The organism is Yinghuangia seranimata, from assembly GCF_029953285.1.
In the GTDB taxonomy this organism is placed as follows: domain Bacteria; phylum Actinomycetota; class Actinomycetes; order Streptomycetales; family Streptomycetaceae; genus Yinghuangia; species Yinghuangia seranimata.
This window is the reverse complement of the sequence record NZ_JASAOI010000069.1, coordinates 82,623-93,531: the sequence shown is the minus strand read 5'-3', so window position 1 is coordinate 93,531 and position 10,909 is coordinate 82,623. Positions and strand designations below refer to the sequence as shown.

The 10,909-nt window shown below is 71.7% G+C and carries 7 protein-coding genes and 1 pseudogene; 4 read left to right on the top strand and 4 right to left on the bottom strand.

Annotation, left to right across the window (positions count from 1 at the left end; genetic code table 11):
- Positions 1-347: 347 nt before the first annotated feature.
- Positions 348-1,766: a DUF2252 domain-containing protein gene (locus QI554_RS38040; protein ID WP_281477070.1), complete on the top strand. Its 1,419-nt coding sequence runs from the start codon at positions 348-350 to the stop codon at positions 1,764-1,766.
- Between the two features lie 75 nt (positions 1,767-1,841).
- On the opposite strand, the gene QI554_RS38035 is transcribed toward QI554_RS38040, so the two are convergent.
- Entirely contained in the window at positions 1,842-3,335 is a 1,494-nt protein-coding gene (locus QI554_RS38035; protein WP_281477068.1) for an MFS transporter, read from the bottom strand.
- 130 nt (positions 3,336-3,465) lie between these two features.
- Here QI554_RS38035 and QI554_RS38030 point away from each other — a divergent pair, with 130 nt between their 5' ends.
- Positions 3,466-4,179: a TetR/AcrR family transcriptional regulator gene (locus QI554_RS38030; RefSeq protein ID WP_281477066.1), complete on the top strand. Its 714-nt coding sequence runs from the start codon at positions 3,466-3,468 to the stop codon at positions 4,177-4,179.
- Between the two features lie 70 nt (positions 4,180-4,249).
- Here the strand turns inward: QI554_RS38030 and QI554_RS38025 are convergent, their stop codons facing one another.
- From QI554_RS38025 to QI554_RS38015, 3 genes and pseudogenes are all read right to left on the bottom strand, one after another.
- Complete coding sequence (locus tag QI554_RS38025) at positions 4,250-7,861, bottom strand: hydantoinase B/oxoprolinase family protein (protein ID WP_281477065.1); 3,612 nt, start codon at positions 7,859-7,861, stop codon at positions 4,250-4,252.
- Between the two features lie 304 nt (positions 7,862-8,165).
- Positions 8,166-8,546: pseudogene (locus QI554_RS38020) on the bottom strand (LamB/YcsF family protein); the annotation flags it as partial.
- 85 nt (positions 8,547-8,631) lie between these two features.
- On the bottom strand, positions 8,632-9,225 hold the full coding sequence (locus tag QI554_RS38015; protein WP_281477063.1) for a TetR/AcrR family transcriptional regulator: 594 nt from the start codon (positions 9,223-9,225) through the stop codon (positions 8,632-8,634).
- A 195-nt stretch (positions 9,226-9,420) separates the two neighbouring features.
- Here QI554_RS38015 and QI554_RS38010 point away from each other — a divergent pair, with 195 nt between their 5' ends.
- Together QI554_RS38010 and QI554_RS38005 are read left to right on the top strand one after the other, a co-directional pair.
- A complete protein-coding gene (locus QI554_RS38010; protein WP_281477061.1) occupies positions 9,421-10,224 on the top strand; it encodes a hypothetical protein in 804 nt (267 codons plus the stop codon).
- 312 nt (positions 10,225-10,536) lie between these two features.
- Complete coding sequence (locus tag QI554_RS38005; RefSeq protein ID WP_281477060.1) at positions 10,537-10,866, top strand: rhodanese-like domain-containing protein; 330 nt, start codon at positions 10,537-10,539, stop codon at positions 10,864-10,866.
- The last annotated feature ends 43 nt before the right edge of the window (positions 10,867-10,909 follow it).

Sequence of the window (10,909 nt, the reverse complement as noted above, 5' to 3'; positions counted from 1 at the left end):
GGGTTTTGGGCGGGGCGGGGCAGGGGGGCGCCCCGCGCCGTCGGTGGTCGGTGGGCTCTTTCGATCTCCGTGCTGTGAGGCTGACCGGGGTGCGGGGTCTTCCGCGCGCCCGCGTTTGCGGGCGCGCGGAAATCCTTGCGGGAGTACTGCTCTCTGCGTCGTCCACAGGCTGTGGGTGATGGTCCTGCCGTGGGTGCGCTGCACGAGCCGGGTTCAGCCCCGGGGCAAAACGTAGCGCCGTGTCGTGGTGGGGTTTTCGGCGCAACCGGGGCCCTCGTGTGGGCGTCGGACGTAGCGATAGCTTCAGGTGGGGCCCACCGCGTGGTGGGAGACGGAGGTTCTGCGAGATGGCGGTTGTCGAGATCCCTGCGGTCGAAGAGGACGGGGCGGTTCCGCTCCAGGGGCGGGACTTCGTGGTGCCCGGGTTTCGGGTGCGTGGGGATGTGACGGCCAAGGCGCGGGGGAAGGCGCTGCGGAAGGCGCTGTCGCGGGCCGAGCACCGGCGGTTCGAGCCGGGGGCGGAGCGGCCCGCGGTGCTGGACGTGGTGGAGCAGGCGAACGTCGGGCGGCTGCCGCATCTGGTGCCGATCCGGATCGGGCGCATGGTCGCGACGCCGTTCGCGTTCCTGCGCGGGTCCGCGGGGCTGATGGCCGCGGACCTGGCGCGCACGCCGGTGAGCGGGGTCACGGCGCAGATCTGCGGTGACGCGCACGCCGGGAACTTCGGACTGTTCGGGAGTTCTGACGGCCGGCTGGTGATGGACCTCAACGACTTCGACGAGACGACGCCGGGCCCCTGGGAGTGGGACCTGAAGCGGCTCGCCGCGAGCCTGGTCGTGGCCGGGCGGGTCGGCGGGGCCTCGGAGGAGGTGTGCCGGGACGCGGCGCAGGACGCGGCCGAGGCGTACCGCAAGACGATGGCGTTGCTCGCCGGGATGCCCGTGTTGCAGGCGTGGCAGGCGATCGCGGACGAGTCGCTCGTGTGGCACGCGGAGGCGCACGACATCACGGGTCTGCTCGACCAGGTGTCGGCGAAGGCCCGCAAGAATACGAGCGCGAAGGTCGCGGCGCGTTCGACCGTGGAACTCGAGGACGGGCGGCGCCGGTTCGTGCCGGACCCGCCGGTTCTGACGACCGTGGACGACGCGACGGCGGAGGCCGTGGCGCAGTCGCTGGCCGGGTATGTGCACACGCTGTCGCCTGAGCGGCGGCCGATGTTCGACCGCTTCGTGGTCGAGGACGTCGCGTTCCGCGTGGTGGGAACCGGCAGCGTCGGCCTGCGGGCCTACGTGGTCATGCTCGAAGGCAGCGGCGACGAGCCCCTCGTGCTGCAGGTGAAGGAGTCGCGCCGCTCGGTCCTGGCCCCGTACCTGGGCATAGGCGACGACGAACACGAGGGCCGCCGCGTGGTGTTCGGCCAGAAGATCATGCAGGCCGTCACCGACTCCCTGCTCGGCTGGACGACCGTCGACGGACTCCCCTTCCAGGTCCGCCAGTTCCGCAACATGAAGGGCAGCATCGACGCGAGCACGCTGCCCGCCGAGCAGCTCGACGACTACGCCCGCATGACCGGCACGCTGCTCGCCCGCGCGCACAGCCACTCCGTCGACCCGAAGCTGCTGGCCGGCTACTGCGGCAAGAACGCGAAGCTGGACGAGGCGATCGCGGACTTCGCCGTCGCGTACGCCGACCAGACCGAGCGCGACCACGAACAGCTCGAAGCGGCGGTGAAGTCCGGCCGCGTCGCCGCCGAGACAGGCGTCTGATCGCTGGATCGGTGAACGTGAAGGCCGGTATCCCTTTCGGGATACCGGCCTTCAGGCTTTCGTGCCGTGGATTGCCTACGCGTTGGCGAGTTCGGCCTCCACCTGCGGCTCGGTCACGATCTGCTTCCCACCGCGAAGGAGGACGGTCGCCAAGGCGGCCGAGGCGAGGACCCCGAGGGCGCTGACCGCGAAGGTGGTGGACATCGAGCCGGCGAACGCCTCGCGGGCCGCGTGGACGAGGCCGGGGTCGCCGTTCGCCACCGCGCCGGCGATGGACTGCTTGGCCTGCGCAGGCGCGTCGTTCGGCATGTCGTTGCCGTAGCCGCTGGTGAGGAGTGAGCCGAGGATGGCGATGCCGAGGGCGGTGCCGGCCTGCTGGATGGTGTCGTTGAGGGCGGAGCCGACGCCGGCCTTGTCCGCGGGGATGGTCGCCATCAGCGCGCCGACGGCGGCCGGCATCGCGAGGCCCGCGCCGAGGCCGAGGAGGCCGAGGGCGACGGCCGGGACGGTGAAGCCGCTGTCGGCGTCGACGGTGGTGAGCAGCGCGAAGCAGGAGGCCATGACGAGCATGCCGGTGAGGACGAGGTACCGGTTGCCGATCTTGGCGGCGAGCGGTGCGCCCGACGCGTTGCCGATGAGCGCGGTGACGGCGAGCGGCAGGAACGCGAGTCCGGCCTTGATCGCCGAGTAGCCGAGCACGAACTGCAGGTACTGGGTCAGGACGAGCAGCAGGCCGCCGGTGCCGATCTGGACGAGTGCGAGGGAGACCGAACCGCCGGTGAAGTCGCGGTGCTTGAACAGGACCAGCGGCACCATCGGGGCGGAGGTGGTGTTCTCCCAGACCACGAACGCGGCGAGCGCGGCGGCCGCGATGCCGACGGTGACCAGCGAACGGCCTTCGAACGCACCGTGCTCGGGGATCTCGATGATCCACCACACCAGCGCGGTCATGCCGGTGGCGGAGAGCACCGCGCCGAGCGGGTCCGGCTTCTGCCACGGGGCCTTGGACTCGGGCATGAGCAGCAGGCCGGCGGCGACGGCGAGGGCGACGACCGGGACGTTGATCAGGAAGATCGCGTGCCACGCGAAGTGGTCGATGAGCACGCCGCCGAGGACCGGGCTGCCGACGAGGCCGAGCATCGACACGGAGCTCCACGCGGCCATCGCCTTGGGGCGCTCGTCGTCGTCGAAGACGGTGATGAGGATGGACAGGGTCGAGGGCATGATCAGCGCGCCGCCGACGCCCATCGCGACGCGTACCGCGATCACTTCGCCGGGGTTGTCGCAGAAGACGGCGGCGAGTGACGCCGCGCCGAAGAGCAGCAGCCCGGTGATCATCACCCGGCGGCGGCCGAAGCGGTCGCCGAGGCTGCCCGAGGTCAGCAGGAGTCCGGCGAAGACCAGGATGTAGGAGTCGAGGATCCACTGGGTCTGCTGGGCGCTCGCGCCGAGGTCCTTGGTCATCGACGGCACCGCGACGGTCAAGGCCATGCTGTCGACCACCAGCACCATCGAGCTGAGGCAGAGCACGACGAGGATCCACCAGCGGTGCGGGCTGCGGTTCTCCATGGTCTTTCCCCTCCGTTGCGTACACCGTTCCTATCGTGCGCACACTGTACGCATGACGGAACAGTGTGCGCAACAGTCTTCGTGTGTACGCTGAGCGCGCACGGTGTACGCAGCAGTCCGGAGGAGCGCCATGCCCGCAGCATCGAAGCCCGTCCCGTCCGTCTGGGCCCGCACTCCGCGCGAGGCCGACCAGCCCGCGCTCTCCCGCACCGCGATCGTGCGCGAGGCCATCGCGATGCTCGACGCGGAGGGCGTCGAGGCGCTCAGCATGCGCAAGCTCGGCGCGCGCCTGAACGCCGGCGCGACCTCCCTGTACCGGCACGTGGCGACGAAGGACGAGCTGATGGAGCTTGCCGTCGACGAGGTCTGCGGCGAGATCGCGCTGCCCGCGCCCGGCGGCCCCGACTGGCGCGCCGACGTGGCCGACGCCGCCCGGTCGTTCCGCGCGACGGCGCTACGGCACCCCTGGGTGGCGGGCGTCCTCGGCCAGGCCGGGCTGGCCTACCTGGGCCCGAACCTCATGGCGTTCTCGAACAACCTGGCGGCGCTGTTCACGCAGACCGGCTTCCCCCAGCCGCACGGGGCGATCGACACCGTGCTGTCGTACGTCATCGGCATGAGCACCACCGAGGCCGCGTGGCTCACCACGGTTGCCCGGTCCGGTGAGACCGAGGCCGAGTTCGTCGCGCGTCTGATGCCCGCCGCGCGCGAGGCCGCGGCACAGCACCCGGACCTCGCCGGGGGTTATGTGGACGTGCCTGACCCGGTGGCGCTGCGCGACGCCAAGTTCGAGTACGGCCTGGGCGTCGTCCTCGACGGCCTGGCCACGCGCATGCCCGCCTGACCGGTCTGCGGCCCGCTACGGTCCGCCGGAACCGTAGGGCGCGGGATTCCCCCCGCACCGGCCCTCACCCTCAGGGCGTCCCGTAGCCCCCGCCGCCGGGGGTCTCGATTTCCAGGACGTCGCCCGCGGCCACGTCGACGGCGTCGAACCCGGCCAGCTCGACCACCGAGCCGTCCGCGCGGCGCACCCGGTTGCGGCCCAGCGCGCCCGGCTCGCCGCCCGACATCCCGTACGGGGGCACCCGCCGGTGGCCCGACAGTGTGCACACCGTCATCGGCTCCAGGAACCGGATCCGCCGCACCGCGCCGTCTCCGCCGTGCCACCGCCCGGCGCCGCCGCTGCCGTGGCGCACCGCGAACTCCTCCAGCCGAACCGGGAACCGCCACTCCAGCACTTCGGGGTCGGTCAGCCGCGAGTTCGTCATGTGGGTCTGCACGACCGGTGCGCCGTCGAAGCCGTCGCCCGCGCCCGAGCCGGAGCCCAGCGTCTCGTAGTACTGGTGCTGGGCGTTGCCGAAGGTGACGTTGTTCATCGTGCCGGAGCCCTCCGCCTGGATGCCCATTGCCGCATACAGGGCGCCGGTGACCGCCTGGGAGGTCTCGACGTTGCCCGCGACGACGGCGGCCGGGTACTCGGGCGCGAGCATCGAGTCGGGCGGGACGACGATCGTCAGCGGGCGCAGGCAGCCCTCGTTGAGCGGGATCTCGGCGGCGACGAGGGTGCGGAAGACATAGAGGACGGCGGCCGTGACGACCGACGACGGCGCATTGAGGTTGGTCGACAGCTGGGCGGAGGTGCCGGTGAAGTCGACGGTCGCCGAGCGGGTCGCCCGGTCCACCGCCACTCGTACCGCGATGGCCGCGCCGGAGTCCGTCTCGTAGCGGTAGGCGCCGTCGTCGAGCGCGTCGATGACCCGGCGAACCGCCTCCTCGGCGTTGTCCTGCACGTGCCGCATGTAGGCCTGGACCACGTCGAGCCCGAAGTGCGCGATCATGCGACGGACTTCCTCGACGCCCTTGGTGTTCGCCGCGACCTGGGCGCGCAGGTCGGCGAGGTTGGCCGCCGGGTTGCGGGACGGGTACCGCGCCTCGGTGAGCAGCCGCAGCGTCTCGGCCTCGCGGAACCGGCCGCCGTCGACGAGCAGCCACGCGTCGAACAGCACGCCCTCCTCGTCGATGACCGTGCTGTCCGCGGGCATCGAGCCCGGGGTCAGGCCGCCGATCTCGGCGTGGTGGCCGCGGGCGGCGACGAAGAACAGGATCTCCGGGGCCGTGCCGGGGGGCGACTGCTCGGCGAACACCGGGGTGACCACCGTGATGTCGGGCAGGTGGGTGCCGCCGTGGTACGGGTCGTTGACCGCGTACACGTCGCCCGGCTTGAGTTCCGCGCGGCGGCGTCGGACGACCTCCTGCACGGTGCTGCTCATCGAACCGAGGTGCACCGGGATGTGCGGGGCGTTGGCGATGAGGTTGCCGTCCGGGTCGAACAGCGCGCACGAGAAGTCCAACCGCTCCCGGATGTTCACCGACTGCGCGGTCGACTCCAGGGCGCTGCCCATCTGTTCGGCGATGGACATGAACAGGTTGTTGAAGATCTCCAGGAGCACGGGGTCGGCGGCGGTGCCCTCCGCGGCGTCGGCGCGCGGTGTCACGCGTTCGATGCGCAGGTGCCCGTCGCCGGTGGCGGTGGCGCGCCAGCCGTCGTCGACGAGGGTGGTCGAGTTGGGGTCGGTGACGATCGCCGGGCCCGTGACGTGCTCGCCGGGTGCCATGAACGCGCGTCGGAGCAGGGGGATGTCGCGCCAGGTCCCGGCCACGTAGGCGCGCACCGGGACCGGCCCGGCGCCGCCTGTTGGCGCCTCGGCGGCCGCCGCCTCCAGGCGTTCGGGCTGCTCGGTGAGACCGGTCGCCTCGACGGCCACCGACTCGACGATCAGCGGGCGTTCCATGAGGAACGAGTACGTGCGCCGGTGCAGCCCCTCGAACGCCGCGGTCATCGCGGCCGGGTCGGCGAGGTCCACCGCCAGCGCGGTGTCGGTGCCGTCGTAGCGCAGGTGGGCGCGCCGGGCCACCCGGATGCGGTCGGACGGGACGCCCTCGTCGCCGAGTTCGGCGCGCGCGGCGGCCTCCAGCTCGTCGGCGGTCGCGCGCACCCCGGGCATCGCCTCGGCGGACAGCCGGGCCTCGACCGCGTGCTGGCGCATCGCGGTGGTGTCGGCGAGCCCGATGCCGAGGGCGGACAGCACGCCGGCCATCGGCGGCACGAGCACGGTCCGGATGCCGAGCGAGTCGGCGAGGGCGCAGGCGTGCTGGCCGCCGGCGCCGCCGAACGTGGTGAGGGCGTACTCGGCGACGTCGTGGCCCTTTTCCACGGAGATGCGCTTGACCGCGTTGGCGGTGTTCGCGATCGCGATGCGCAGAAAGCCTTCGGCGACCTCCTCCGGGGTGCGGTCGTCGCCGGTCGCCGCGCGGATCTCCGCCGCGAGCGCGGTGAACCGGCCGCGCACCTCGGCGGCGTCCAGCGGCTGGTCGCCGTCCGGGCCGAACACGTGCGGGAAGAAGGCCGGCTGGATGCGGCCGAGCATCACGTTGGCGTCCGTGACGGTCAGTGGGCCGCCGTTGCGGTAGCAGGCCGGGCCCGGGTGGGCGCCCGCCGACTCGGGACCGACGCGGTAGCGGCCGCCGTCGAACCGCAACACCGAGCCGCCGCCCGCCGCGACGGTGTCGATGGCGAGCATCGGGGCACGCAGCCGGACCCCGGCGACCCGGGTGTCGAAGACCCGCTCGTACTCGCCGGTGTAGTGCGACACGTCGGTGGACGTGCCGCCCATGTCGAAGCCGATGACCTTGTCGTATCCGGCGACCTCCGACATACGGGCCATGCCGACGATGCCGCCCGCGGGGCCGGACAGCACGGCGTCCTTGCCACGGAAGTGGTGCGCCTCCGCGAGGCCGCCGTTGGACTGCATGAACATCAGGCGCACACCGGGCAGTTGGTCGGCGACCTGGGAGACGTAGCGGCGCAGTACCGGCGAGAGGTAGGCGTCGACGACTGTGGTGTCGCCCCGCGGCACGATCTTCATGAGCGGGCTGACCTCGCTGGACAGCGACACCTGCGGGAAGCCGAGCTCGCGGGCGAGCAGGCCGACGGCCTGCTCGTGCCCGGGGTGCAGGTAGCTGTGCAGACAGACCACGGCGACGGCGCGGATGCCCGCGTCGTACGCCTCGCGGAGCCCGTCGGCGAGCGCGGCGAGGTCGGGCGCGCGCAGCACGGTGCCGTCCGCGGCCATCCGCTCGTCGACCTCGAGGACCCGCTCGTAAAGCGCCTCGGGCAGCACGATGTGGCGCGCGAAGATGCTCGGACGGTTCTGGTAGGCGATGCGGAGCGCGTCACGGAAGCCGCGCGTGACGACGAGGACGGTGCGGTCGCCCTTGCGTTCCAGCAGGGCGTTGGTGGCGACCGTGGTGCCCATGCGGACCTGCTCGACCAGGTCGGGGGTGACCGGGGCGTCCGGGGCGAGCCCGAGCAGCGTGCGGATGCCCGCTACCGCGGCGTCGCGGTAGCGCGCCGGGTTCTCGGAGAGCAGCTTGTGGGTGACCAGGCGGCCGTCCGGGCGGCGGGCGACGATGTCGGTGAAGGTCCCGCCCCGGTCCACCCAGAACTGCCAGCGCCGCGCCGTCACTTTGCCTCCCGGTTGCCGGAAACCACCTGCTGCCACCGGTTCTACCGGTTGGCCGGGGGAAACGGGGACGGGGCGGGCGGGAAACCGCCGTGTCGGTGTCGTGGGGCCCGCGGGGCGGATGGCCGGTCCCGGTCTACCGAGGTAGTGGGACCGGCCTCACCTTTGTCGCGTGGCGTCAGCCGTCACGCCTGCGGCTGCTTCACCGAGGGCGTGGACCGCCGCGTTGGTTCGACCAGGTGCTCACGGCGGCTCATGAGCCGACCCTCCGCCGTGAGGCGCTGTCCGCGAACGCTTCCGGGACTGTGGCGAGTCCCGCGTCAAGGGCGATGCGGTTGTACAGGGCTCCGTGCGGTTTGACGTACCGCACTCGGTCCCCAGCGGCGCGCGCGAACGCGTCGAGGGCACCGATCTGGTACAGCAGATCGTCGGTCAGCTCGGCCGGCGCGTAGTCCATGTCGCGCCGGCCGAAGCCGGCCAGGTCGCGGTAGCCCACCTGGGCGCCGATGCGCACCCCGCGGGCCACCGCGGCATCGCAGGTCCGCCGCATCGTCGAGGGATCACCTGCATGGAACCCGCACGCGACGTTGGCACTGGTGATCACATCCAGCAGTGCCTCGTCGTCGCCGAGCCGCCATGGCCCGAATCCTTCGCCGAGGTCGGCGTTGAGGTCGATCGTTCGCTGCATCCCTGGTGTCCCGAGGCCGGTCCCGTGCTACGGAGGTGACGGTACCGGCCCCATCATCGAGCGTGGCTGGTCCGACGAGTCCTGATTACGCCTGCGGCTGCTTCACCGAGGCTATGGACTGTCGGGTGAACTCGACCAGGTGCTCCCGGCGGCGGGCCTGGGCCTGTTCGGACTCGGTCTCGCTGCCCAGGATGATGCGTGCCATCTGGGGCATCGTGGACTGCCACGCTGCGACGCCGATCAGCGAGAACAGCAGCTGGGCCACGTCCGGGGTGGGCTGCACGCCGAGGTGTTCGGCGAACTCCTGCAGCTTGACGGCGTAGCTCGTGGCCCGCCGCTCCTCGTCCGGGATCGGCTCGTTCCCGTAGTACAGCGCCTCCCACAGGAGCAGGCGGAGGAGCTCCGGCCGCGCGATGTAGAAGTCGTAGATCTGTGCGACGTACTCGGCAGGGTCGTCACTCGGCATGGTGACGACGGCGGTCAGCTCTTGGAGCGACTCACTGAGGACGTGCTGGAACAGCTGTTCCTTGTTCCCGAAATACGCATAGATGCGCTCCTTGTTCACCCCGGCTCGCAGGGCGATGCGGTCGACGCGTGCACCGGCGATGCCGTGCTCGGCGAATTCCGCGCGTGCGGCGTCGAGAAGTTTGGCTCGGGTACGTGCGGTGTCGGGCGGCATGGCTGGATCTTATCCCCTCTAGCCAACTGCTTGGTTGGATCGACTGGCCAGGGACGGCCTGACCATGCTGCCCTAACACATAGGCTGGTGTGGGCTGTTGTCAGTGATTTGATCTTCTCGACACCTAACAGGTTTGTACGGAGACGCCGGAACGCCTTGCCCGGCAAGGCCGTGCGGCCCCGCGGAAAGGCTGGGATGGACGACGCCAACGCACCCGTGACCTGGGTGGATCCCCAGGTGGACGGGCTGGAGCGGGAGCTCGCCGCCGCTGAGGCCGCACTCCTCGACGCCGAGGTCGACGTGATCTCGTTGCGCGTCGAACTGGACAATCTCGCGATCGAGCACCACCGGCGGCTCGGCCCGCTCTACGAGCGGCTCGACGAGCTGGAGGCCCTGGTCGCGGAGGCCCAAGCGGCCCGGAGCGGCGACGCCGAGGACATCCGGCGGGCGGTCGCGGCGCGGGCCCGCGTCGACCCCATGCCGGACCTCGACGACCTGATGGACGCCCTGAGCGGCGACGGCACAGGCCCCGGCATCCCCGAACCGCCCGCCGAGGAGCCCCGCCGGGTCAAGCCGAGCGAGGAGGCCAGGCGGCTCTACCGCGAGCTGGCCCGCCGCGCCCACCCCGACCTGGCGCAGGACGCCGACGAGAAGGAGCGCCGCGGCGAGTTCATCGCCCGGGTCAACGCCGCGTACGCGGCCGGTGACATCGCCGCCCTGATGGAGCTCGACGCCCAGTGGGCCTCGGGCGACGGGGCGCCGCCGCCCGAGCAGCGGGACTTCGACCGCGTCGGCTGGCTGCGGAGCCGCCTGACGCTGCTGACCGAGCGCCGCGAACAGCTCGTGACGGAGTGGAACGCCCTCCTGGAGAGCCCGATGGGCCAACTGCTCGCCCTGGCGCCCGACGGCGACGCGGTCGCGCTGCTGGAGCACCTGGGGGACTCGCTCCTGGAACGCATCGAGGCCGAAGAGGTACGCCTCCAGACGCTCCTGCCGTGAACCCCTGAGCCCCTGAACCCCAGAACATGGGGCCGGCCCGGTCCGGCCGGATGGGCGTCGGCCGGACCAGGCCGGGTCTGTGGGGCCTGAATGCCAGGTGGTGAATCACAACATCTACCTGTCAGTCGGGCATATCAACCATCATGCGCGCGTGTTGCGCCGCACGACCCGTTCAGCGCCGGTCCGACTGACCCATCCGTGAACCGCCCCAGGGGCACGGCCGGGCGTGCGCGCGGCGACCGGCGGGTCGGGTCCTCGCGTCGATGGCCGACAATGGTTGGGTCAGTGCCCCTCGTCTGTGACGGAGTCACCATGCACCAGTCCCTGCCGGCCGTCGTCGTCGCCGAGGTGCCCGCGGATGCGTTCGTGCTCGACGTGCGTGAGGACGAGGAGTGGCACGCGGGCCACGTCGACGGTGCGGTGCACATCCCCATGAGCGGCCTGCTCGCGCGGATCGACGAGGTTCCGCAGGACCAGCGCGTCTATGTGATGTGCCGGGTCGGCGGGCGGTCGGCGCAGGTCACGCAGTACCTCGCGTCCCGCGGGTGGGACGCCGTCAACATCGACGGCGGGATGCTGGCGTGGGACGCGGCCGGGCGGCCGATGGTTTCCGAGCACGCCGGGCCCGCGTTCGTGGCCTGATCCGAGGCGTCTCACGTGCCCGCTCCCCGACCGGGGAGCGGGC

What these genes read in the sequence shown, in the direction of transcription:
- QI554_RS38040 (WP_281477070.1), top strand. Translation starts at nt 348, where the DNA reads ATGGCGGTTGTCGAGATCCCTGCGGTCGAAGAGGACGGGGCGGTTCCG.
- QI554_RS38035 (WP_281477068.1), bottom strand. Translation starts at nt 3,335, where the DNA reads ATGGAGAACCGCAGCCCGCACCGCTGGTGGATCCTCGTCGTGCTCTGC.
- QI554_RS38030 (WP_281477066.1), top strand. Translation starts at nt 3,466, where the DNA reads ATGCCCGCAGCATCGAAGCCCGTCCCGTCCGTCTGGGCCCGCACTCCG.
- QI554_RS38015 (WP_281477063.1), bottom strand. Translation starts at nt 9,225, where the DNA reads ATGCCGCCCGACACCGCACGTACCCGAGCCAAACTTCTCGACGCCGCA.
- QI554_RS38010 (WP_281477061.1), top strand. Translation starts at nt 9,421, where the DNA reads ATGGACGACGCCAACGCACCCGTGACCTGGGTGGATCCCCAGGTGGAC.
- QI554_RS38005 (WP_281477060.1), top strand. Translation starts at nt 10,537, where the DNA reads ATGCACCAGTCCCTGCCGGCCGTCGTCGTCGCCGAGGTGCCCGCGGAT.